Origin of the sequence: uncultured Slackia sp. (assembly GCF_944321625.1) — a bacterium.
In the GTDB taxonomy this organism is placed as follows: domain Bacteria; phylum Actinomycetota; class Coriobacteriia; order Coriobacteriales; family Eggerthellaceae; genus Slackia.
This window is the reverse complement of the sequence record NZ_CALUMA010000077.1, coordinates 1-23,633: the sequence shown is the minus strand read 5'-3', so window position 1 is coordinate 23,633 and position 23,633 is coordinate 1. Positions and strand designations below refer to the sequence as shown.

The following is a 23,633-nucleotide window of genomic DNA, read 5'->3' as shown; positions in this document are numbered from 1 at the left end:
TAATCGTTGTAGCTGGGCAGCCACACCTCGATGTCATAGGTCTGGCGAGCCGAGAAGCCCAGGTCGCCCGTGCACAGGCTGATCACGCGATACGGGAGGCCCAGCTGCTGGAGGATGTATTCCGCCTCGGCGGTCATGCTCTCAAGCTCTTCGTCGGATTCCTCGGGCTTGGCGAACTTGACCATTTCCACCTTAGTGAACTGGTGCTGGCGGATGATGCCGCGCGTGTCGCGACCGGCGCTGCCTGCCTCCTCGCGGAAGCACGGCGTGCCCGCGGTGTAGCGCAGGGGCAGCTGGGAAGCGTCCAGGATCTCGCCGGCATGCAGATTGGTCAGCGCCACCTCGGCCGTGGGGATAAGGAACTGGTCCACGCCGGTGTGGTAGGCATCTTCTTCGAACTTGGGCAGCTGGCCCGTTCCGTACATGATCTCGCGATTCACGATTACGGGCGGAATGAACTCCTTGAACCCGCGGGAGATGTGCGTGTTCAGGAAGAAGTTCTGCAGGGCGCGATCGAGCATGGCGCCGGCGCCGGCGAGCACCGTGAAGCGGGCGCCGGCGAGCTTGGCGCCGCGATCGAAGTCGAGAATGCCCAGGTCGGTACCAAGATCCCAGTGCGCCTTTGCCTCGAAGCCCTCGGCGGCGAAATCACGCGGCGTGCCCCAGCGGCGACGCTCGGGGTTCTCGGACTCGTCTTTGCCCACGGGTGTGGCATCGCAGGGGATGTTGGGAATGCGCGCCATGAAGTCATCCAGCTCGGACTCGAGCTCGCTGCGGCGGGCGGCAAGCCCCTCAATCTGCTCGTTCACTTTGCGGACGGTCTCCTTGGCGGCTTCCGCCTCGTCGCGCTTGCCGTCGCGCATGAGCGCGCCGATGTTCTTGGACTCGGCGTTGCGGGTGGCCTGCAGCTCTTCGACCTGCGTGATCACAGAACGGCGCTCCTCGTCGAGCGCAAAGAACTTCTCGCGGTCCCACGAGGTCTGACGATTGGCCATAGCGGCGTCGACGGCATCGGGATTCTCGCGCACGAAGCGAATATCCAGCATGATTCTCACCTTTCGGAATGCGGTCATAATCAAACGTATCCGGTTCAGTATACCCCACAGGGCGCACGAAGCCAGAAAGCCTCCGCAAACGAACAGACGAACAGGCCGCGCATCCGAGCCGAGGGAACCGAGACGCAAAACGGCGACGAGGCCATGCCCACCCGCGCAGGCGACGGCCGCGCAGCGCGCGCCGCTAATGCCGGCGATGCTCCCCGCGCTCGAGCTTAGGTCCCACACGGTTGAACGCCTCGAGCAGCGAGGGATTGAATGTGCCGCACTGGCCTTCGTTGATCATATTCATGGCAACTTCATGCGAGAATGCCGGCTTATAGACGCGCGCATTGGTGAGCGCGTCGTACACATCCGCAAGCGACACCACCTGCGCGGCAATGGAAATCTCGTCGCCCACAAGCCCGTCAGGATAGCCGCGGCCGTCCCAACGCTCGTGATGATGGCGACAGATGTCCTGCGCATACGAATAGATGCTCTCCACCTCGGCGGCATGCGGCATGAGGGCAAGCATCTCGGAGCCGCGCACGGTATGCGACTTCATGATTTCGAACTCCTCCGCCGTAAGCTTGCCGGGCTTCTGCAGAATCGCATCGGGGATGGCAATCTTGCCCACGTCGTGCAGAATGGACGCCGTGGCGATGAGCGCCACCTGTTCATCGGTCAGCGTGCCACGCATCTCAGGCGCCGCAAGCAACAAAGCGGTGATGTCGCGAATGCGCAGAACGTGCTCGCCGCTTTCGCCGTCGCGGAACTCGATGGCCATTGCCAGCGTTTCGATCATGGCGGTGTTCACCCGGTTGAGCTCGGCCAGCTGACGCGCAATCTCCTCTTGCTGTTCGGCCACGGTCATGGCAAGCCATTCGGTCTTGCGGAACAGATCAATCGCGTTGTTCACGCGGCGGCGCAGGAAGTAAGGGCTGAACGGCTTGTTGATCACGTCGACGGCGCCCATATCGTAGCCGCGTTTGAGGGTGTCGCTCGCCGTTTCAGCCGTGATCAGGAAGAACGGGATGCGCTCGGTATAGCGCTGCTCGGCCGCCCAGCGCAGCACCTCGATGCCATTGAGGTCGGGCATCACGATGTCGAGCAGCACAGCGGCAAGACGGGGCGCATGAGCCGCGATGAGCTCCTTCGCCTGAATGCCGCCCTCTGCCTCAATGATCTCGAACTCGCGTCGAAACACTTCGTTCAGAAGGACGCGATTCATCTCCACATCGTCTACCACCAGGATGGTGTCACGCCGCTTCAGCTCCATTGCCCGCATCCTCCCCGGCATCCTTGCCGTCCGCAGTGCGCGTCGGCTCTTGCTGCGCGAAACGCAGCGCAATCTTACGATGTCGAGTATACCCGCCCACATGCTCGCTGACACGGCATCTTATCGGATATAGCACAATCGGGACAGACGCGCCCGTCGTTGGAAAGCCGACGCGCTCCCGCGCCCCTTGGCGCCATCGACGCGCACCTCATCATGCCCCGCGCCATACACGGGGCCCAAACCAACACCAAAGCGCCTACAGCTCGCGCATTGCGCTGGAAACGAGCGCGTACAGGGTGAACGCCGCCCACAGACCCGCGAGCACCATAGCGGCTGCATTCACGCCAAACCATGTGACCAGCACCGACGCGACAAACACTGCCACAGGCGCCACCACCAGCATAAGCGCGTTCTGCGTGCCCAGCGTGGCACCGCGCACCTCATCAGGAATCAAGTCAAACACTTTGAAGTTGAGTAACGCCGACAAAGGCCCCGAAGAAAATCCCAGAAGCACCGCACCCGTCAAAAGCGCTGGATAGCTCGGCAGCGTGGCCATAATCGCAATGCCCGCCATCATGCCCACAAGCGACAGGGAGTACCACGCGCGGTTAGAAAGCCGAGGCGCGAGCTTCGCATAGACGAGCGATGCCGCCAACACGCCCGCCGACATGAGTGTGAGCACGTATCCTAGAAGGTCGGCCCTGCCCTTGAGCGTGAAATACACCGGCAGAATCAATCCCTGATAGCCACCGATGACCATGAGCACGCACATCGAGAGCACCATGGACATGCGGATGACGGGGCTATCCACAAACAGCGTGCGCAGACCATCTCTTGTCGACTGCAGCGCCATGCGCATCGGATGACTCTCGCGATCCTCGCGTGGTGGTACCTTGCCAACCCCGCGAGGCACAGTGAGCGTGACAAGCGCCGCAGCGGCAGAAGTGCAGGCGGTGATAATGAGCGCGTTCGTTGCGCCCACAAACCCCATACACAGCGCCGCTACAGCAGGACCCACAATGGTCATCAGGCTTTCGACGGATTGCAGTAACCCCACAAACCGCTGCATGCTCACGTTGTCGCGCTCGCACACTGCAGGCAACAACGAGTCGCGTGCGGTCATGCCGGGTACATCGCCCACAGCGCCCAGCAGGCCAAACAGTACGAACCATCCAAAACTGAGCCCCACCGTAGCATCGATAACGGGAAGCATTGCCACCGAGGCGGCGGATATGAAATCCGACACGACGGATACATCGCGCCTGTTCAAACGATCAACCAACGCACCGCCCGCGACACCCGCCAACGCTTGCGGAATCATAGTGATAAGGGCGAGCGTGCCGGCAGCGAGCGGATCGCCCGTGGTTGCCAGCAGCACGAGCGGCAGAATTACGCCCGCTACGGAATTGCCTAGGAGCGATAAGGCACTTGAGGCGAGAAACCGCAGCGACACCGGCCCCGCCATGGGCACCTCGCCCGATTCGACAGCCGCGATAGCTTTGCGACCGCCGTCCTTGTCGCTAATCTCATTGGTCATATAAGGCCCTTTCTCTCTCAAGAGGCCATTCAAAACTATGACGTTACGTCTGAGTCAAGCGACCATGAGAAGTTATTCGGAGATTTCTCGATGGCATATCTCAGGGGCGATGCGGCGACGCCCCACCATTCCTAGCTTGTGCGGCGCGACCCACGTCGAAACCAAACTCATCGGAGAGCATGTCGAGAATCGCCGCCGTCACCTGTTTCTGAGCGTCGTTATAGATCTCGTCCTCATACGAATCGATAATCTGCTCCAACTGATCGAGCCCGTCGGATTCATCAATGGTGCCGTATTGCTCCAAATAGCCCTGAAGCATCGGTGCGAAAAACTCAACCGCGCGCCTTGCCAGATCTTCGCGCACCTCTTTGGACGCATCGGCGGGCAGCGCCATCATCTCGTTGCTTAGAGAGACGTACTCGCCCATGCCTCCCGCATGCTCGATGAACTCGTTGAGGCGGAGAATTCCGTCGATGACCTTTTCGCCATCCTCGTACTCGCTTACCAGAAGAATCTGCTCAAGCTCGAGAGTGGAAAGAACGCTGCTCGCGCCATGTTTTTGCAGAAGCGCCATGTGGGCAACGATGTCGGGCGACGCCTCCAAGACGGGGGAAGTCCCGGAAAGTTCTTGCTTGAGTCTAGCTATAATCTGGCGCTTCTCCCGCAAAAGCTCAATCTGCGCAGCAAGCTCGGCGTCAAGCTGGTCGAGCGCGGCATAGGCGTCGATTGCGCGCGAGCGCTCGTGGCAATCCTCGCGTATAGATCCGGAAAGGGCGTTCTGCCCGCACCCGGCATATGCCCCACACGCCGATTCGCCATGTGTTCCGATGTCCGGTGAGTTGAACGACTCTCTCGCGGAGGCATCCGTACACGATGCGCCTCTCCCCTTCGCGGTTCGCCGCCCCTTGGCTGCCTCGATGCCGCCCGGCTCGCGGCTCAGCATATCGCCCACCTGTTCAAGCGAAAAGCCCAACGAGGCGAGGCGCTTGATGCGCAGTACGCGCGCCACATCCACCGCGCCGTATTCGCGATAGCCGTTGGCTAATCGCGGCGGCTCAGGAAGAATTCCCAGTTGATGGTAATGCCGAAGCGTGCGCACGGTCACGCCCGCAAAATCGGCCACTTCCTTGCTGCGCAATTTCTACAGCACCTTTAGGACTTCAACGGCCTGATTGTACGCGGCTTCAAGCGGCGGGAACGCAGCACGCGCCGACTCGACATCGCCCGCGCGCAGGCTTTCCACCACGGGATCGGCCGCCTGGGCCACACCGGTAAGCTCCAACGTGGCAGACGTGCCCTTGAGCGTGTGCGCAGCCTCGAACGCCGCCTTCGCGTCGCCCGCGTCCAAGGCGGAAACAAGCTTGCCGTAATTCTCATCGTCCACGAATTTGCCGAGGAAGCGCGCGTACATGGCTTCGTTGCCCATGAAGCGCTCCACCGCCGCATCGTAGTTGGCGACTCCTGCAAGAGCTTCTTTGATGTTCGCCATGACCATCCCTTTCTTCCCTGGTTTCCTGCATTCGACCAAAGGCATCGATGCGCCCCATGATACGACACGTCGACACGCCGCCGGATGCAAAAATACGCGTAAACCGCGACGCATCCCCCTCATCGCCTTTACTCGCCAAGACGCAGACCGGTCACGCGCGCCAACTGTGCGGCGCTCGTGTAAGCCAAGGCTGCCCGTCTTGCCAGAAAGCCCGCCTCCCTCTACAATGCTTGCGGAACGCACGAGGGTCGGCCGCTGCGCGCAGCCGGGCGAGCCCGACCATAGAAAGAGGCCTCATGGATTTCAACGCTATCTATCATTTCCTGTTTGAAAGCTTCGCGGGCATCGGCGTGCTCGTGCTCGCCATCCTCCTGATTTCCGTGCTCGCATGCGTCATCATGGAGTGGAAGACCCGCCGCACCTTCAAGGACCGCGGCCCCGTCGAGGACGACGACGATTTCATGTTCTTCGACGACGATGAGGACGATAAATAACCGCATCGCCTCATCCGCTTCAAGCCACAGCAACGAGAGCCGTCGGCAACACGCCGACGGCTCTCGTTTTGTTTACCCGAGCTATTCTATTTATCTAAGCCATTCGATGCGTTTCGTTATTCACTGCGTTTCCTCGCGCACGAACACGCCCACCGTGACTCAAACACAATGGCTCAGGATGGTCAAGCGCCTATCGTTCCCCTTCTTCCACGGCATCTTCCGAATCGTCCGCGCTCTGTGCATGTTCGCCGCGCTTCGCCGCCGCAGCGGTGCGCTTTTCCGCCAGGCGTTCGCGCCATGACGTGAGCTTGTGGTCCGCACGCGGCGAGGGCGCGATGCGCGTGCCCGTGATCAGGCCGTTCACCATGACGAAGGGATGCCCCATGGCGCTGCGCACCGCACGCACGATGACGCTAATCGCCCAGATGACGAAGAATACCATGAGCACGGCCACGAGCAGCGCGGGGTCGACCCACTTCTCGCTTGCAAGCATGGCCGAAGGCAGCGCCGGAATAAGCGTTGCAGGGGCGGCAACCAACAGCAGATACAGCACCAGATAGCGCAATGCACGCCTCCACCAGGGCGCCTTCGACCCGTCGGGCGCTACGATGCGCAAGCGCAGGAGACGCTGGCCAAGCGTCGCCGAGCCGGGCAACGCGGGAATCAGCACGAAGCATACAGCGAAGATGGCGGTTTCTATGGCCTGATGTTCCACCGCTCCGTTCAAGCCGGCAGCCTTCCATGCGCTGCCCACGAGCGCCGCCGCCAAGGATGCAATGAGCATGTCCACGACGAACGAAACGATGCGCCTGGTGAGCGAGGCGCGCGAGCCCTTCTCCCACGCCTCCTGATTGACCTCGTCCATGTCGGGCAGCACGCGCGCAAACAGAAGCGCCAGCCAAAATCCCACCATCGAACCGGTCGTGTTGGTGATCAGGTCGTCCACGTCGAACAGGCGATACGGATGCTGGTAGATGCCGAACAGGCCCGTAAACTGGGACGTCTCGAAAAACAACGTCCAGAGGAAGCCCAGGATAAGCACCTGCCACCATGAACGATGGAAGTAGTAGCGCAGGAAAAACCCGAACGGAATCGTCAGCAGCACGTTGAACAGCACTTGATAGACCACGGGGGTCGTGAGCGCGGCCAGCCAGGTGGCGGGGTCGGACGTCACGTGGGCATCATGCGCGATTTCCCCAATAAACGAGAACGGCACAAGCTGCGGATGTGCGGCATATGGCACGTATACGTCCTGCGTCGGAAGCGGAAGGATGACCAGGAAATACGCGGCCATCAGGTACAGCACGAACAGATACACCACGAACGTGCGCCACCACGGCACGCTGCCAAAGCGACGGTACTGCACGACCAGGTACGGCAGCGTGATAAGCGCGGCGACAAACGGAAACGTGATGCACGCCACCGCGATGTTATTCAGATAGACGTTAGAGAACATGGACAGATCCAAAATGACGACGAAGGGCAGGGCGGACAAAAGCGCATGCGCGAAAACGGGAGCACCGCTTTCGCGCATGAAGAGCAGGCCTACAGCTTCGTAGCCTTGCCGAATGCGACGCTTTCCTCGGTTACGGGAGTACCGTCGGCAAGCACGTGATGCGGCAGCAGTTCCAGCAGCGGCCTCACCACAAAGTCGCGCTCGCATACGCGCGGATGCGGCAGCGTGAGCTCCTCGGCATCCACCACATACATCTGGTAGTCGATGATGTCCAGATCAAGCGTGCGGGGGCCGTTCTCTATCTCGCGCACACGGCCCAGGCTGTTCTCGATGGCGTGCAGATACTGCAGCAGCTCCTTCGGCGGCACGCCGGTGCGCGCAAGCACCACGGCGTTGACGAACGTATCCTGATCCTCGTAATAGGCAGGCTCGCTCTCGTAGTAGCTAGAGATGTCGATGATCTGCGTATCCGGGATGGTGCACAGGCCCGTGATGGCCTGCTGGAGGTTGGCGATCTTGCCCTCGGTCTCTTCGCCGGGATTTGCCACCAGCGCCACGTTTGACCCCAAGCCAATCAGCACGTAGGGACGCAGGTCCTTAAGGGCAGCAGCGGTGGCCTCCACGTTGTGGGCGCGCACCACCGAAGCGCCCAGCTCGCATGCAGCCAGCGCTTCCTGCGCGGACGCCTGATCGCGATCGGCGGGGTTGTCGATGCCGTACGCCGCGCCGATGTAGCTCTTGCGCGACACGGCACACATCGTGGGATATCCCAGGCGATTGAGCTCGTGGAAGTTGCGCATGAGCTCCATGGTCTGCGACGTCGTCTTCCCGAACCCAGGGCCGGGATCCACGCAGATGCGCTCGCGCGCCACGCCGGCCTCCTGCAGCTTGGCGGCCTGCGCGCCCAGGTAATCGCGAACCTCGATAACCACATCATCATACTGAGGGTCGTTCTGCATGGTGCCGGGCTCGCCTTTCATGTGCATGATCACAAGGCCCGCATCGCACGAAGCCGCCACATCCACCATCGCGGGGTCGCGGAACCCGGACACATCGTTGATGATGGACGCGCCCGCCTCCACGCATGCACGAGCGACCTGCGCATGACGCGTGTCGATGCTTACGCATATTCCCAAATCGGAAAGCTGGCGCACCACGTCGAGCACGCGGGAAAGTTCCTCGTTGATGCTCACTTCGGCGGCACCGGGACGCGTAGATTCGCCGCCCACGTCGATTATCTGCGCACCGGCATCCACCATGGCGCGAGCGTGCTCCACCGCCGACGCGAAATCGGCATGCGCGCCGCCGTCAGAAAATGAATCGGGCGTTACGTTGAGAATGCCCATAATCACGGGTACGCGCGAATCGAATTCGAACGCTCCGCATTTCCACATCATAGGAGTTCCTTTCTAAAAAAGGGCCGGCACTTTGGCCGGCCCCTACGAGCGATGAATGGCGACAGCTTGAACCCTACTGCCCCGCGCCATTCCCCGGAGCCTGAGGAGGCACCGGAGGCTGCGGGCTCTGCGGCGTTGAAGGCTGCTGCGGCATGACGGGCTGCTGCGGCGCAGCAGCAGGAGCCTCAGTCGCGACAGATGCTCCGGGATCCTGAGGAGTGCCGGATGCCTCGGAAGCCGCCTCGCCTTGCGGCGCCTGGGCAGCCTCGTCGGCCGGCATCTCAATCGTAACGCCAGAAGCGTCCTTGCCGATAAGGCCCGCCTTCTCCTTGGCCAGGTACTCGTCCCATTTGTTGTCGAGCAGCGCCTCGCATGCGGCGCCGTCCACGGTCTCGCGCTCAAGCAGCACTTCGGCCATCACATGCATCTGATCGGCATGCTCGGACAGAATCTTGTACGCGGTGTCGTGCGCCTCTTTCATCAGGCGGGCGACTTCCTCGTCGATGCGCTGCGCCGTCTCGGGCGAGTAGTCCTGCGTGTTGCCGTAGTCGCGGCCCAGGAACACCTCGTGGTTGGGCTGGCCAAACGTCTGCTGGCCCAGCGCGTCGGACATGCCGTAGCTCGTGACCATCTTGCGCGCCTGCTTGGTGGCGCGCTCGAGGTCGTTGCTCGCACCGGTGGTGATGTCGCCGCAGAAGATCTCCTCGGCGACGCGACCGCCCATGAACACGGCAAGGTCGTCAACCATCTCGTTACGGCTCACCAGGAACTTGTCCTCATCAGGGATGGACATGGTGTAGCCCAGAGCCATGCCGCGCGGCACGATAGTGATCTTGTGCACCGGGTCGGCGTTGGGAAGCAGGTGGCCCACCAGCGCATGGCCGCTCTCGTGGTACGCGATAACCTTGCGGGTCTTCTCGTTCATGACACGGTTCTTGCGCTCGGGACCAGCCATCAGGCGCTCCATGGACTCGTTGACCTCGGCCATGCCGATGATCTTCTTGTTGCGGCGCGCCGTGAGCAGCGCGGCCTCGTTCATGAGGTTCATGAGGTCGGCGCCGGTCATACCGCTGGTCAGCTTGGCAATGCGCTGCAGGTCAACGTCGGGACCCAAGGGCTTGTTCTTGGCGTGGACCTCAAGAATCTTCTCGCGGCCGCGCACGTCGGGCGCATCCACCACTATCTGGCGGTCGAAACGGCCAGGGCGAAGAAGCGCGGGGTCAAGCACGTCCACGCGGTTGGTGGCGGCAAGCAGCACCACAGCGTCGTTCTTCTCGAAGCCGTCCATCTCAACCAGCAGCTGGTTCAAGGTCTGCTCACGCTCGTCATGGCCGCCGCCCAAGCCGGCGCCACGCTGACGGCCCACCGCGTCGATCTCGTCGATGAAGATGATAGCGGGAGCGGCCTCTTTGGCCTGCTTGAACAGGCTGCGCACGCGGCTTGCGCCCACGCCCACGAACATCTCCACGAATTCAGAGCCCGAGATGCTGAAGAACGGCACCTGCGCCTCGCCGGCCACGGCGCGCGCGAGCAGCGTCTTGCCGGTACCCGGAGGGCCTACCAGCAGGCAGCCGCGCGGAATCTTGGCGCCCAGCGCCTGGTACTTCTGCGGGTCGGTCAGGAAGTCCTTGATCTCCTGAAGCTCCTCGACCGCCTCGTCCTCGCCGGCCACATCGGAGAACTTCACGTCCGGATGGTCGACGGTGTACTCCTTGGCCTTGGCCTTGCCGAAACTCATCTGCGAGTTGTTTGCCTTGTTCATCTGCACGAAGAAGAAAATCATCACGCCGATGAGCAGGAGCATGGGCAAGAAGCTCAGCAGGGTGTCAACAAAGCTGTTGGGCAGCTGCACCGTGTATTGGATGTCGGGGTACTGGGACAGAAGCTGCATGAGCGAGTCCTGGCCCACATACGTGGAGGTGTAGTTGCGCGCCTCGCCCAGCGATTGGGCGGAAAGCGACTGCGTCTCTATGCTGGCATCCGCGCCGAGCGCCGACTCCATCTGGGCGTTCAGCGATTCGAACGCCTTGTTGTAGGCATCGGCCGCGGTCGAACCCGCCGTGGCGGCGGGATAGTACTTGCCGGACACGGTGTAGCTTCCGGCGTCGTAGACCACGTTCTCCACGCGGCCCTGCTCGACCGCCTGGACGAATTCAGACGTGATCAGCGTGTCGGTCTGCTGAACCCCGCCGCCAAGCACGTTCATCATCTGACTGCCAATGAAGAACGCAATCAGGAAGAACAGCACGGCGGAAACGATGCTCATGCGCTGAGGAGGCTTGGGGCTCAGCTGTTTGGGATCTTTGGGGTCGCCCGCATCGCCGCCCATGTCGAACAGCGAGCCAAAACCGCTGGGGCTATCGCCCTTGTCATTGGGGCGCTGCCACCCCTGGCCGGATTGGCCCTGGTTCTGATCGCCGTTGCCAGGCTGCTGGGGCTGCTGCGGCGCAGGCGGCTGCGGAGGCTGAGGCCTGCGGTCGCGGTCGTTAGGGTTGGTGGGAGTGTCGCTCATTATCGTCCTTGATACACTTCGGGCTTCAGCACGCCGATGTAGGGCAGGTTGCGGTACCGTTCCGCAAAGTCGAGCCCGTAGCCAACGATAAATTCGTCGGGGCATTCGAAGCCAATATACTTGCAATCGATCTCTGCCTGCTGCGGATTGCGCTTGCGCAGAAGCGTGGCCACCTGGATGGAGGCCGGGTTGCGCGACTCAAGCACGCGCAGCAGATACTTCAGCGTCAGGCCGGAATCGAGGATGTCCTCGGCTATCAGCACATGGCGCCCTTCCACGTTGGAGGTGAGGTCCTTGATGATGCGGACCACGCCAGAGCTCTTCGAGCCGGTGCCATACGACGAAACGGCCATGTAGTCCATCTCCAGCGGAAGGTCGATGGCGCGCACCAGGTCGCTCATATAGATAGCAGCGCCGCGCAGGACGCTCACCACCAGAAGCGCCGGGTCACCGTGAGGCGTGGGCTGATGGGCAGCCTCGCGATAATCCTCGGTGATCTGTCCGCCAAGCTCGCGCACGCGCTGCGCAATAGCGTCCTCGGTAAACAGGATTTCGCGAACGTCTTCATCGCCGCGATACTGCGATTCGTGCGCCTGGATAGTGGACATGGTACCCTTCCTCATCGAATAGACAACTGATGCAGCAGTGTAACACCGAAGGCGAAAACGTGCCTCAACGATACGGCAACGACGTACCGAAAAACACGATTTCGCAACGACGGCGCAGATGGCGAGCCGATAAGCAGGCTTCATTGGGACAAAGGCGAGCGCCTGAGCTGGACGTCCTTCGGAATACGAGGAAGGCGCGCCCTTGGGGACACGCCTTCGTACTCAAAAGATTATCCAAAGCAGAGCGCTGCTTTGTTCAAAATCGGCCTAGAAGTAGTAGGCCGCCTGGCTTGCGCCCGTCGCTGCGGCGCCGATCGCCGCACATGCGGTGAAACCGAACAGCATGAGCAGCAGGAACCAGCCCACGATAGACACCAGGAAGCCGATGAGCGAGAACTTGACGGCCTCGTTTTTGGCCTGGGGGAAGTTGTGGGCGTTGGTGAGCCATGCCACAAGGATGGCGATGGGCCCGACGAAGAAGCCCAACGCGGCCCAGCCGAACTTCATGCCGCCCGTCAGATACAGCAGCGGCATGCCCGGGATGTTCTGGGGCATCGGCTGCGGCGGAACAGCGGGCGCGGGGCCGAACGCCTGCTGCGGCGGCATTTGGCCGGCAGGCGGAACCTGACCGGTCGGAGGCACCTGGCCCGCAGGAGGCATTTGGCCCGCCGCAGGGGCGAACCCCTGGGGCGGCATCTGATTCGCGGGCGCAGGCTGGCCCTGCGTCGAAGCGGCGACGGGCTGTTCCGGAGCCGGAACCACAGCAGGCTGTTCCTGCGCAGGCGCGACGGGTTGTTCTTGGACGGGAGCGGGCGTCGCCTGAGGCGCGGGCTGCTCGGGATTGGTGTTGGTGGTGGCGTCTGCCATGATTCCTCGATTCCTCGGGACGGTTGAATATGGCTCGATTATACCCAGCGCGCCCCGCAAATCGCACTACGCCAGAAAGCGCAATTGTTTCGTCGCAAAGCCGTAATGCTTCCGTAAGAAATCAAACGAAACGCCCACGTCAGACGACGCGACGTGACACGCCCGTAGTGGCGCGATTGCATGAAAAGAGACGACCAGGCCACGCCCGATCGCCTCCATCATTCAGTCTCGCCAGCCGTTCGTCAGAACGGCGGAGCCCATTACCCCGTGTAGTCGGCGCCCAGAATGACCAGGAAATTGCCGTCAAACGTGTAGCTGCCGTCGTTGAGCATGGTAGTGCCCACGCCAAGCGCCTCGCCGATGGAACGCGCCTCCGACTCCATGCTGCTGTCGTTGTACACGATGATCGTGCTGGCGTAATCGTAGTTGTCGGCGTCACCCGTCTCGGTCACATCGTACCCGCTGTTGGTGAGCACGCTCGACGCCGTGGCCGCTACGCCGCTCACGCCGTTGCCGTTGCGCACCGCCACGGTGTGCTCCGATGCCAGGCTGCCAGTATTGCCCGAATCGGCAAGCGCACTCTGCGCGATGTACTCCTTGTCCAGCGTGCCGTCGACCACGCCACCGCGGTTGGCAGAATCCGCCTCGTTCACCGTGGGCGAAAGGCCCTGGTCAACGCGCGTCATCATGGCCTTCCACGCGTCCAAGTTGGTGTATTCGATCCACACGCCGTTCTCGTATGCCGATACGGTGGGGTTCATGCACGAATAGATGCCCGAATCGGTATCCATGCCCTGCATCTGGAGCGCAACGCTCACGATTTCGTCAACGCTCATGTCGGTGGTGATGTAGCCCGCCATAGAGTTGACCACGTTGGCCATGGTGGCCGGGTCGCTCGCGAGCAGCTTCTTGGCGATGGCACCGATCACCAAACGCTGGTTGGCAGCGCGATAGGTGTCGCCGTCGCCCTGGTCATCGTAAGAGTGGCGGCTGCGGCACAGAATGAGGGCTTGGTCGCCGTTGAGTGTCTGCTCGCCCGCCTCGAGGCTGCCGCCGGCCTTCGGGTCATCGATGGCGCGCGGCACGTTCACCTCGACACCGCCCAACGCATCCACGGCCTCCTTGAAGCCGTCGAAGTTAATCTCGGCGTAGTGCGAGATGGGCACGCCTGCGTACTCGGACACCACCTCGAGCGCCTTGGCCGGGCCGCCGATGGCGTGGGCCGCGTTGATCTTCTGGAATCCGTTCTCGCCCATATCCACATACGTGTCGCGCATGATGGAGACGAGCGTGACCTGCTTCTGCTGAGGGTCGATGCGCGCGAGGATGATAGAGTCGCTGCGGAAGGAATCGCCGGCGTACTGCGCGCTATTCTCACGCGCGGCGGAGCCGTCCACGCCCATGAGCAGCACGTAGAAGGGCTCGCTCGCCTCGGTCACAGCAAGCTTGCTGCGCAGGTTGTCATCCACGCCCGCCTGCAGCTTACTGTTGATGCCGCCCAGGAACACCGCAGCGGCGGCGCCTACGCCCACAACGAGGGCGACCAACACGGCCACCACGCCCACGACCACCTTCTTGCGGCGCGACTTTTTGGCGCGCTGCTGGGTGTAGGCGTCGTGCGTAGCGCGACGCGAATACTGCTGAGCCGCAGTCTGGCGACCAGCCCCTCGATCAAGGCCGCTCGCATTATCGCCACGGCGGGGCGTCGTCGAACGACGATGGGGCTCCGCCGTCGGGAAGTTATCGAATTTCGAAGATCTACGTGCCACGGGATCTCCAATCTCTGGTCGTTGAATCGAAATCGGCCTTCTATCCTAAGCGCGAAGACGGGTACGCGGGGGCAAATTCGACGACTTTTCATCCGCTCTCCGACGAATCACCACATCCTTAAACATTCTTTTGAATCAAAAAAGGGGCCGAAAGCGCCAAGCCTTCGACCCCATCTCAAACCTAAAAGACCTAGTAATAGCCCTCTTCGTAATACCCGTCACCATAATAGGTGTCGTCGTAGTACGTGCCATCGTAGTAGGTTTCGTCATAATACGTACCGTCAGCGGTGCCCGACGTGCCGCCAGAACCGTCGCCACCCGTCTCAGCCGCTTCGGCAGACTCCGACAGCGATTCTTCCAGCGCCGCCGCAGCGGAATCCGACAAATCCGCGTTCTCGGCGCCGTACTCCTGCTGGCCGGTCACGGTGCCGTCCAAGCCGCCGCCGTCGTTCTTATTGCGGTCCTCATCCTCATACGGAGGCAGGCCATCGTCGACGCGCTCCATCATCAGCTGCCAGCCCGCCGTGTCGCACACCTCGTACCAAATGCCGTCGATCTGCGTGGGGATGGTGGGGTTCATAGCCGAATAGATGTCCTCATCGGTATCCATGCCCTGCATCTGCGTGGCGATGGACACGATGTCCTCCACATTGAAATCGGTGGTGATGTAGCTCGCCATCGAGCTGATGGTGTTGGCCATGGTCACCGGGTCGCTGGCCAGAAGCTTCTTGGCGATGGCGCCCATCACCAGACGCTGGTTCGCCATGCGGTAGTAGTCGCCGCTGCCATAGGCGTCGTAGGCATGGCGGCTGCGGCACAGGATAAGCGCCTGGTCGCCATTGAGCGTCTGCTCGCCCGCCTCGACGCGACCGCCCGCCTGGGGGTCATCGATGGTCATAGGCACGTCCACCTCGATGCCGCCCAGCGCATCCACCGCTTCTTTGAAGCCGTCGAAGTCGATAGCGACGTAGTGCGAAATGTCGACGCCCGCAAATTCCTCGATGGTTTTCACGGTGAGCGCTGCGCCGCCGTATGCCGCCGCGGCGTTGATTTTATTGGGGCCGTATCCCTCGATATCCACATAGGTATCGCGCTCGATGGATACCAGCGTCACGGTCTTCTGCTGGGGGTCGACGCGCGTGAGAATCATGGAGTCGCTGCGGAAGGTGTCGCCGGCGTATTGGGCGCTGTTGGCACGCTCCTCCGACTTGTCGATACCCATGATGAGCATGTAGAAGGGCTCGTCAGGCTCGACCTCTTCCTCCTGGGAAAGCACGGCCTTGAGCTCTTCGTCAACGCCCTCATGCATCTGGTTGGAGATGTTGTTCATATACAGGTAGCCGCCGAACGCCACGCCGCCAACCAACAGAGCCAACAACATCACCACGAGCAGGGCGATAAGCCCCTTGCTGTGCTTCTTCTTGGGATGCGTATAGTTGGAGCGCGAATACGCCGCCGCACCGGTTGCCCCGGTGGCGGGAGGCAGATTGCCGCTCGACTTGGGAGTGCGGCCGGAAGCGTGACGCGACCCGCCGTAGGAAACGGGGCGCACGGTGGAGGGCATCTGGCCGTAGGGTTTTTTATCTCGTTTATTCATGGCGCATATTATCGCGCGTTTGCCTTACGTTCATAAAGAAACCGTAAGGAAAAAATCGCGCAATGGCCGCTTGATTTTCCGTTGAGAGTCTTGGAGAAACGATGCGTTCGTAAACGATTGGATGAACGACTTGCAAAAAAGGTCGAAACGTGGTTAAGGTTGTCTTCGCGCTTTATAAGGCGCGCGTGCGGCACACCGCCGCATAGACTTGTAAATCGACACCTTCCCCGAACCACAATCGCACCACGAAGGGTTTTCAGATATGAGCACTTACGGATCCGGCAACCGCCCCTCGGGCCGCCCCTCAGTCGCGGGCAAGCGCACCGTGCACGGCGGCAATTCCGCATCGCAATATTCGCGCGATTCCTACGTCGGACGTAGGTCTAGCCCTGCAGGCACGCGCCGCTCCGTGAGCGACGCCCGCACCGCGCGCGGCGATACATCGCGCGGCTCTTCCTCCCGCGCCGACCGCACCGCCGGACGCTACGACTCCAACCCGTACGACACCGGGCGCTATTCCTCCGACCGCTACGCCGGTCGCAGCTCGTCGCGCAAACCCGCCTCGCGTACATCGGCCCGCACCAGGGGCGCAGCCTACGAGCCGCTCTTCGACGCATCTGCCGACAGCATCGGCAAATCGGTTCGCCGCCGCCGCACGCTTATCCGTGGCGCCATCGCCCTTGCGGCGGTCGCCATCCTTGTTGGCGGCGTCGCGTTCTTCGTGTCCCACGCCCCCATCACGGTAAGCGTGAACGGCACCAGCATGGACATCTCCGGCGCCCGAACCGTTCAAGCAGTCTTCGAGGAGGCCGGCGAACCCGCCAAGGCGGGCAACCTGGTCGATGTCGAAGGCGCCACGATCGAGGAAGGCAAGGGTTACCGCTTCTCGTTCGCCATCAACGGCGAGCCCGGAACCGACTACGAGACCAAGCTCAAAGAGGGCGACGCCGTGGTGTTCTCCGACGGCGGCAACATTGAGGAGGAGGCCGACATCACAGAGGAGGCCATTCCTCACGAAGCAGTCGATGAGGGCTACGGCCCCATTCACGTAGTGGAAAGCACGGGCTCCGACGGCGTCAAGACCACGAAGACCGGCAAGATTTCGGGCAAAACCGTCACGCAGACCACCGCCGAGCCGCAGAACCGCGTCTACCATCGCTACTACCCGGACACGGGCGGCGAAAAGGTTATCGCGCTCACCTTCGACGACGGCCCCTGGGACAAAACCACCGCGCAGATTCTGGACATCCTCAAGGAAAACGGCGCCAAGGCGACCTTCTTCACCATCGGCGACCAGATCACCGGCCAGGGGGCCGAGCTGGTGAAGCGCGAGGCGGACGAAGGCCACCAGGTGTGCACGCATACGTGGGACCATGCCAGCGGCAGCGGTCAGGGCGTCAATCTGTCCTACATGTCCAAAGATGAGCAGCGTGAGGAGATCACCAAGGGTATCCAGGCCATCGCCGATGTGACCGGCCAAGAGGCGAGCAAGGTGATTCGCGCCCCGGGCGGCAACTTCCCCACCGAAGTGTGGATGAACGTGGAGGACCTGGTAACGGCCGAAATTGGTTGGGACATCGACACCGAAGACTGGCGGCAGCCGGGCGCCGATGCGATTGCCACGGCGCTCAAGAACGCTACGCCCGGCGACGTGATTCTGATGCACGACGGCGGCGGCGATCGCTCTCAGACCGTGAAGGCGCTGAAGGAGGCGCTGCCGTACCTGAGGGAGCAGGGATACTCCTTCATCACCATCGATGAGCTGATGAAATATCCCAAGAAAGACATCTAAACACAAGAAAAAAGGCGCCGTGAAAGGCGCCTTTTTAGTATGACCGCCCGCTCGAAGGGGGATAGGAGCAAGCAGCCTGCGAGACAGCCAGGATTCGAGCGAAGGGGGATGGATTCATTCGCTTTTATTATCCTTGCAAGAGAATAATAACATCTCGTATGGCATCTCGCAATATCTTATTCTGAATTGAGGATAATTAATTTGATAAAGCCAGAGCTGCCGGCGGCAAAATCGCTGGAATATTTCGCCCGCGTTAAATCTGGCCACTTTCGCAGAATAAAGTGCGCTAGTGCCTTGAAGGACCCCTCACCCGCCGTATAATCGCCTCACTTGAGCAAATGCGACGACAGGGCGAGTAGGGACGAATCCATCCCACAGCAAGCAGGCGCAAAGAGCTCTGGGCTTCGGCGCAAGGCCGCTCGCGAAGGGGCGGCGCAAAGGCGCGTCGAATGCACCATCTCGCTGAGAACCTGCGGTGGACGGCTCCGAAAACTCCCTCGAGCAGCCAGGCAGAACGCACGCCACGCATGCGGGCACCACGCCATGTCATGCCGCGCCTCGCGGGCAACCCCCGTGCGGCGCTCGCGCCAGTACGCCTCGGCCGGCGCCACCGTTACCGGCATCGAGCGAAGCCCTCGCCTCGCCGCCCGCATCCTCGAGCGTCCCGCATGCGCGGGCGTCATAACCGCACATATTCGAGGAAAGCGAGTAGAACCGATGCAGCTTCGAAGCGATGCCATCAAAAAAGGACTTGCACGCGCCCCGCACCGCAGCCTTCTCAAGGCCGACGGTCTGACCGACGAAGAACTTGAGCGACCTTTAGTCGCGGTCATTTCCGCGCAGAACGAGGTCATCCCTGGACATATGCACCTGCAGACCATCGCCGACGCCGTGAAGGCGGGCGTGCGCATGGCCGGCGGCACTCCCCTGCAGATCAACACCATCGGCGTATGCGACGGCATCGCCATGAATCACGAGGGCATGCACTACTCCCTCACCAGCCGTGAGGTCATCGCCGATAGCGTCGAGTGCGCCGTGCAGGGCCACCAGTTTGACGCCATGGTGCTCATCCCCTCCTGCGACAAGATCGTGCCCGGCATGCTCATCGCCGCGTGCCGCCTGAACATCCCCACCATGCTCGTGAGCGGCGGCCCCATGCTTGCCGGTCGCGACAAGCAGGGCAACCAGACCGACCTGAACACCCTGTTCGACGCCGTGGGCCAGGTAACTGCCGGCACCATGACGCAGGAGGAATGCGACTGGTTCGAGAACACCGCCTGCCCCACCTGCGGCAGCTGCTCGGGCATGTTCACCGCCAACTCCATCTGCTGCCTGTCCGAGGCGCTGGGCCTGGCGCTTCCCGGCAACGGCACCATCCCCGCCGTGTACTCCGAGCGCATTCGCCTGGCCAAGCACACCGGCATGAAGGTGATGGAGCTTCTGGAAAAGGGCATCACCGCGCTCGACATCATCAATGAGAAGTCCATCCGCAACGGCATGGCGCTCGATATGGCGTTCGGCGGCTCCACCAACACGATGCTGCACTTGACCGCCATCGCGCACGCCGCCGGCTGCCCCGTGACCATGGACGACTGGGACCGCATCTCGGCCGAAACCCCCAACCTCACGCGCATCGCACCGGCCGGCCCGCTGCACATCGAAGACCTCAACGCCGTGGGCGGCATCTCGGCCATCATGGGCGAGCTCGGCCGCTGCGGCCTGCTGAACACCGACGCGCTCACCTGCCACGGCACCGTGGAGGAATGGCTGGCCGAATGCCCGCCGGTAGACGGCGACGTGGTGCGTTCGCGCGAGAACGCGTTCAGCCAGACCGGCGGCCTCAAGGTGGTGCGCGGCAACCTGGCGCCCGACTGCGGCGTGGTCAAGAAGAGCGCCGTGAATCCCGACATGTGGCAGCATTCCGGCCCCGCCCGCGTATTCGAGAGCGAAGAGGAGGCCTGCGAGGCCATCTTCGGCGGCAAGATCAACCCCGGCGACGTGGTGGTCATCCGCTACGAGGGCCCGGCCGGCGGCCCCGGCATGCGCGAGATGCTCACGCCCACCAGCGCCATCTGCGGCATGGGCCTGGCAAGCTCCGTGGCCCTTATCACCGACGGGCGCTTCTCCGGCGCCTCCAAGGGTCCGTGCATCGGCCACGTGTCCCCCGAAGCCGCGGCCGGCGGCCCCATCGCGCTCGTGCATGAGGGCGACATCATCGACATCGACATCGAGGCCGGACGCCTCGAGCTAAAGGTATCCGACGAAGAGCTTGAGCAGCGCCGCGCGGCATGGCAGCCGCCCGCGCCCAAGTACACCACGGGCGTGCTCTCGCGTTACGCCAAGCTTGTGACCAGCGCAGACAAGGGGGCGTATTTGTCATGATGACCGCATCGGACCCCATTGCCGAGTACAAGGCGCGTGCTATCTCGGGCGCGCCCTTCGGGCCCGGCAGCCACACCGAAAAAGAAGGGCAGACCATGACCGGCGCCCAGGCCGTCATCGCCAGCCTCGAGGCTGAAGGCGTGGACGTGATGTTCGGCTATCCGGGCGGCCAGGCCATCAAGATCTACGATGCCCTGTACGATTCTAAGAAGATCCACCACGTACTGGCGCGTCACGAGCAGGGCGCCACGCACACGGCCGACGGCTACGCCCGCGCCACCGGGCGCGTGGGCGTGGTGTTGGTGACCAGCGGCCCCGGTGCCACCAACACCGTCACCGGCATCGCCACCGCCTACATGGACTCCATCCCCATGGTGATTATCACTGGCCAGGTCACGCGCGGCGTCATCGGCACCGACGCGTTCCAGGAGTCCGACATCGTGGGCATCACCATGCCGGTGGTCAAGCACAGCTTTCTGCTGCAGTCCACCGACGACCTCACGCGCACGTTCCGCGAGGCGTTCTACATCGCCTCCACCGGACGCCCCGGCCCCGTGCTCATCGACATCCCTTCCGACCTGGCAAGCGCCGAGATGGTGTTCCACTATCCCGACAGCGTGAACCTGCCCAGCTACCGCCCCACCTACAAGGGCAACGCCAAGCAGATTCGCCAGGCCATCAACCTGCTTGCCCAGTCCAAGCGCCCGCTGCTCTACGTGGGCGGCGGCGTGGTCGCAAGCCACGCATGCGCCGAACTTTCGCGCTTCGCCGAAATGACGCAGATTCCCGTGGTCACCACGCTCATGGCCAAGGGCGCCTTCCCCACCTCCAACCCGCTTGACTTAGGTCCCGTCGGCATGCACGGCTCCAAATACGCCAACATGGCCATGACCGAATGCGACCTGCTCATCGCCGTGGGCGCACGCTTCTCCGACCGCGTAACGGGCAAGCTTTCCGAGTTCGCGCCGCACGCCAAGGTCATCCACATCGACATCGACCCTGCCGAGATCGGCAAGATTCGCGATCCGCAGGTGCCCATCGTGGGCGACGCGCAGGGCATTCTCGCCGGCATGATCGAGCAGGCCGAAAAGGCGGGCATCGGCTCCGTGGGCTCGGAATGGTTCGCCCAGTGCTGCGAATGGCGTAAGCGCTGGCCGTTCTACCACGACGAGTTCACCGATTATCCCGGCCAAATCGTGCCTGAAGTGGCGCTTGACGTGCTGTCCTCCAAGCTTGATTCCGCCACATCCATCGTCACCACCGAGGTTGGCCAGCATCAGATGTGGGCGCATCAGCACATCGCCCGCGACACGACGCGATCCTTCCTTTCGAGCGGCGGCCTGGGCACCATGGGATTCGGCTTCCCCGCCGCCGTGGGTGCCAAAATCGGCTGCCCCGATAAGCAGGTGGTGTGCGTGGCCGGCGACGGCAGCTTCCAAATGAACGCGCAGGAAATGGCCACCGCCGTCATCAACAACGCCGCCGTCAAGGTGATGATTCTGGACAACCGTGCGCTGGGCATGGTGCACCAGTGGCAGAAGCTGTTCTACAACGAGCGCTACTCGTCCACGATTTTGGACCCTGCGCCCGATTTCGTGAAGCTGGCCGAGGCCTACAACTGGCAGGGCGAGCGCGTAGAAAGCCCCGACCAAGTTGAGGGCGCCATCCAGCGCATGCTGGACGCCGAGGGCCCCTACCTGCTGGATGTGGCGATTTCCGCCGACCAGAACGTGTATCCCATGGTGGCTCCGGGTGCAGCGCTTGACGATATCATCGGCGCCATCGACCTCACGGTTGGCGGCGTGCGCGTGTCCCAGAAGGGCGCCGGCAACGCGACGAAGGAGGGTGAGTAACGATGAAGCATATTCTCTCCGTGCTGGTTGAAAACAAGCCTGGTGTGCTCTCGCGCGTGACCGGCCTGATTTCGCGTCGCGGCTTCAACATCGAGTCGCTCACGGTGGCCCCCACTGAGGATGAGACCATGTCGCGCATGACCATCGTCATGGACGCCGATGAGCTGGGCTACGAACAGATCACCAAGCAGCTTCACAAGCTGGTGAGCACCTACAAGATCAGCGACATGACCGGCGAGGACACCATTGAGCGCGAGCTTGCGCTGTTCAAGGTGGCCGCCGGCCCGGAGCGTCGCCACGAGGTGATCGAGATCGCCAACGTGTTTCGCGCCAAGGTGGTGGACGTGGGCAAGAACTCGCTCACCATCGAGGCCACCGGCGATGCAGATAAGCTGGGCGCCATGGAGGACCTCTTCCGCGCCTACGGCATCAAGCAGCTTACCCGCACCGGCAAAGTGGCCATGTCCCGCGGAGCTAGGGATTAAGGGATTACGCTTCTAAAAGGAAGCTATCTATTTTGTCATGCCGGTCGCCGCAACGACAGCGAGCGAGAGATCGGTAGTGCAGATTGGCTTGAAAGAGGAGCGAAGCGTACTTTGTACGTGAGCGACGATTGAAAGACAAGATGCGCTGCCCAGCTCTCGCGCAGCGGCAACCGGAGCGCTGTTCGGCAGAACAGCGCAAAGGAAGGAGAACAATGGCTGTTACCATCTATTACGAGAACGACGTCGATCCCAAGATTATTCAGGGCAAGAAGATCGCCATCATCGGCTATGGCTCGCAGGGCCATGCCCATGCGCTGAACCTGATGGACTCCGGCTGCGACGTGCGCGTCGGCCTGCGCGAGGGTTCCTCTAGCTGGGCCAAGGCCGAAGAGGCCGGCCTGAAGGTCTGCGACATGGACACCGCCGCCGAGGAAGCCGACCTCATCATGATCCTCGTTCCCGACGAGACCCAGCCCAAGGTGTATGAAGAGCACATCGCCCCGCACCTGAAGGCCGGCGATACCCTGGCGTTCGCCCACGGCTTCAACATCCATTACGGTTACATCAAGGCCCCCGAGAACGTGAACGTTATCATGTGCGCCCCCAAGGGCCCCGGCCACATCGTGCGCCGTCAGTTCGTCGAAGGCTCCGGTGTGCCCGACCTGGCCTGCGTGCAGCAGGATGCCACCGGCGACGCCTGGGACATCGCGCTGTCCTACTGCTGGGGCGTGGGCGGTGCCCGCTCCGGCATCATCAAGGCCACCTTCAAGGAGGAGACCGAAGAAGACCTGTTCGGCGAGCAGGCCGTTCTGTGCGGCGGTCTGGTCGAGCTGGTCAAGGCCGGCTTTGAGACGCTGGTCGACGCCGGTTATCCGCCCGAGCTAGCCTACTTTGAGTGCTACCACGAGATGAAGATGATCGTCGACCTCATGTACGAGAGCGGCATCCACTTCATGAACTACTCCATCTCCAACACCGCCGAGTACGGCGAGTACTACGCCGGCCCCAAGGTCATCAACGCCGAGAGCCGCGAGGCCATGAAGCAGATCCTCGCTCGCATTCAGGACGGCAGCTTCGCCCAG

General features: G+C 62.2%; 18 protein-coding genes. 6 read left to right on the top strand and 12 right to left on the bottom strand.

What is annotated here, in order from left to right:
- From serS to Q0J60_RS06885, 5 genes are all read right to left on the bottom strand, one after another.
- On the bottom strand, window positions 1-1,046 hold a 1,046-nt coding region (serS, locus tag Q0J60_RS06905; protein ID WP_294439879.1), incomplete at its 3' end, for a serine--tRNA ligase.
- Window positions 1,047-1,239: 193 nt separating this feature from the next.
- Window positions 1,240-2,313, bottom strand: coding sequence for an HD-GYP domain-containing protein (locus Q0J60_RS06900; RefSeq protein ID WP_294439878.1), 1,074 nt, complete (start codon window positions 2,311-2,313; stop codon window positions 1,240-1,242).
- Window positions 2,314-2,569: 256 nt separating this feature from the next.
- The gene (locus Q0J60_RS06895) at window positions 2,570-3,850 is read right to left on the bottom strand and encodes an MFS transporter (RefSeq protein WP_294439875.1); all 1,281 of its coding nucleotides are present in this window, start codon (window positions 3,848-3,850) and stop codon (window positions 2,570-2,572) included.
- 100 nt (window positions 3,851-3,950) lie between these two features.
- The gene (locus tag Q0J60_RS06890; RefSeq protein ID WP_294439873.1) at window positions 3,951-4,988 is read right to left on the bottom strand and encodes a MerR family transcriptional regulator; all 1,038 of its coding nucleotides are present in this window, start codon (window positions 4,986-4,988) and stop codon (window positions 3,951-3,953) included.
- Between the two features lie 3 nt (window positions 4,989-4,991).
- Window positions 4,992-5,339: an Hpt domain-containing protein gene (locus Q0J60_RS06885; RefSeq protein ID WP_294439870.1), complete on the bottom strand. Its 348-nt coding sequence runs from the start codon at window positions 5,337-5,339 to the stop codon at window positions 4,992-4,994.
- Between the two features lie 296 nt (window positions 5,340-5,635).
- On the opposite strand from Q0J60_RS06885, the gene Q0J60_RS06880 reads away from it, so the two are divergent.
- Window positions 5,636-5,833, top strand: a complete 198-nt coding sequence (locus Q0J60_RS06880; protein ID WP_294439868.1) for a DUF6724 family protein — start codon at window positions 5,636-5,638, stop codon at window positions 5,831-5,833.
- 190 nt (window positions 5,834-6,023) lie between these two features.
- Here Q0J60_RS06880 and Q0J60_RS06875 read toward each other — a convergent pair whose 3' ends face one another.
- The 7 genes from Q0J60_RS06875 to Q0J60_RS06845 all read right to left on the bottom strand — a co-directional run bounded on the left by Q0J60_RS06875 (window position 6,024) and on the right by Q0J60_RS06845 (window position 16,039).
- Window positions 6,024-7,301, bottom strand: coding sequence for a VanZ family protein (locus Q0J60_RS06875; protein ID WP_294439866.1), 1,278 nt, complete (start codon window positions 7,299-7,301; stop codon window positions 6,024-6,026).
- 77 nt (window positions 7,302-7,378) lie between these two features.
- Entirely contained in the window at window positions 7,379-8,686 is a 1,308-nt protein-coding gene (gene folP / locus Q0J60_RS06870; RefSeq protein WP_294439863.1) for a dihydropteroate synthase, read from the bottom strand.
- Between the two features lie 73 nt (window positions 8,687-8,759).
- A complete protein-coding gene (gene ftsH, locus Q0J60_RS06865) occupies window positions 8,760-10,952 on the bottom strand; it encodes an ATP-dependent zinc metalloprotease FtsH (RefSeq protein WP_294439881.1) in 2,193 nt (730 codons plus the stop codon).
- Window positions 10,953-11,197: 245 nt separating this feature from the next.
- Complete coding sequence (gene hpt / locus Q0J60_RS06860) at window positions 11,198-11,806, bottom strand: hypoxanthine phosphoribosyltransferase (RefSeq protein WP_294439861.1); 609 nt, start codon at window positions 11,804-11,806, stop codon at window positions 11,198-11,200.
- A 267-nt stretch (window positions 11,807-12,073) separates the two neighbouring features.
- Window positions 12,074-12,673, bottom strand: coding sequence for a spore coat protein SP96 (locus tag Q0J60_RS06855; RefSeq protein ID WP_294439859.1), 600 nt, complete (start codon window positions 12,671-12,673; stop codon window positions 12,074-12,076).
- A gap of 260 nt (window positions 12,674-12,933) precedes the next feature.
- Window positions 12,934-14,442: an LCP family protein gene (locus Q0J60_RS06850; RefSeq protein WP_294439856.1), complete on the bottom strand. Its 1,509-nt coding sequence runs from the start codon at window positions 14,440-14,442 to the stop codon at window positions 12,934-12,936.
- 190 nt (window positions 14,443-14,632) lie between these two features.
- Complete coding sequence (locus Q0J60_RS06845; RefSeq protein WP_294439855.1) at window positions 14,633-16,039, bottom strand: LCP family protein; 1,407 nt, start codon at window positions 16,037-16,039, stop codon at window positions 14,633-14,635.
- A 262-nt stretch (window positions 16,040-16,301) separates the two neighbouring features.
- Between Q0J60_RS06845 and Q0J60_RS06840 the strand changes: the two genes are divergently transcribed.
- The 5 genes from Q0J60_RS06840 to ilvC form a co-directional block, all read left to right on the top strand.
- Window positions 16,302-17,831 (top strand): polysaccharide deacetylase family protein, encoded by a 1,530-nt coding sequence (locus tag Q0J60_RS06840; protein ID WP_294439853.1) that lies wholly within the window; start codon window positions 16,302-16,304, stop codon window positions 17,829-17,831.
- 717 nt (window positions 17,832-18,548) lie between these two features.
- Window positions 18,549-20,213: a dihydroxy-acid dehydratase gene (gene ilvD, locus Q0J60_RS06835; RefSeq protein ID WP_294439851.1), complete on the top strand. Its 1,665-nt coding sequence runs from the start codon at window positions 18,549-18,551 to the stop codon at window positions 20,211-20,213.
- Entirely contained in the window at window positions 20,210-22,066 is a 1,857-nt protein-coding gene (gene ilvB, locus Q0J60_RS06830; protein WP_294439849.1) for a biosynthetic-type acetolactate synthase large subunit, read from the top strand. The genes ilvD and ilvB overlap by 4 nt, the downstream gene beginning before the upstream one ends.
- Before the next feature lie 2 nt (window positions 22,067-22,068).
- Window positions 22,069-22,551, top strand: a complete 483-nt coding sequence (gene ilvN, locus Q0J60_RS06825) for an acetolactate synthase small subunit (protein WP_294439847.1) — start codon at window positions 22,069-22,071, stop codon at window positions 22,549-22,551.
- Window positions 22,552-22,691: 140 nt separating this feature from the next.
- On the top strand, window positions 22,692-23,633 hold a 942-nt coding region (gene ilvC / locus Q0J60_RS06820), incomplete at its 3' end, for a ketol-acid reductoisomerase (RefSeq protein WP_294439845.1).

Excerpts from the sequence above, each read along its gene's own strand:
- Q0J60_RS06900 (WP_294439878.1), bottom strand. The coding sequence starts at position 2,313 with ATGGAGCTGAAGCGGCGTGACACCATCCTGGTGGTAGACGATGTGGAG.
- Q0J60_RS06895 (WP_294439875.1), bottom strand. The coding sequence starts at position 3,850 with ATGACCAATGAGATTAGCGACAAGGACGGCGGTCGCAAAGCTATCGCG.
- Q0J60_RS06885 (WP_294439870.1), bottom strand. The coding sequence starts at position 5,339 with ATGGCGAACATCAAAGAAGCTCTTGCAGGAGTCGCCAACTACGATGCG.
- Q0J60_RS06880 (WP_294439868.1), top strand. The coding sequence starts at position 5,636 with ATGGATTTCAACGCTATCTATCATTTCCTGTTTGAAAGCTTCGCGGGC.
- folP (WP_294439863.1), bottom strand. The coding sequence starts at position 8,686 with ATGATGTGGAAATGCGGAGCGTTCGAATTCGATTCGCGCGTACCCGTG.
- ftsH (WP_294439881.1), bottom strand. The coding sequence starts at position 10,952 with ATGAGCATCGTTTCCGCCGTGCTGTTCTTCCTGATTGCGTTCTTCATT.
- hpt (WP_294439861.1), bottom strand. The coding sequence starts at position 11,806 with ATGTCCACTATCCAGGCGCACGAATCGCAGTATCGCGGCGATGAAGAC.
- Q0J60_RS06855 (WP_294439859.1), bottom strand. The coding sequence starts at position 12,673 with ATGGCAGACGCCACCACCAACACCAATCCCGAGCAGCCCGCGCCTCAG.
- Q0J60_RS06845 (WP_294439855.1), bottom strand. The coding sequence starts at position 16,039 with ATGAATAAACGAGATAAAAAACCCTACGGCCAGATGCCCTCCACCGTG.
- Q0J60_RS06840 (WP_294439853.1), top strand. The coding sequence starts at position 16,302 with ATGAGCACTTACGGATCCGGCAACCGCCCCTCGGGCCGCCCCTCAGTC.
- ilvD (WP_294439851.1), top strand. The coding sequence starts at position 18,549 with ATGCAGCTTCGAAGCGATGCCATCAAAAAAGGACTTGCACGCGCCCCG.
- ilvB (WP_294439849.1), top strand. The coding sequence starts at position 20,210 with ATGATGACCGCATCGGACCCCATTGCCGAGTACAAGGCGCGTGCTATC.
- ilvN (WP_294439847.1), top strand. The coding sequence starts at position 22,069 with ATGAAGCATATTCTCTCCGTGCTGGTTGAAAACAAGCCTGGTGTGCTC.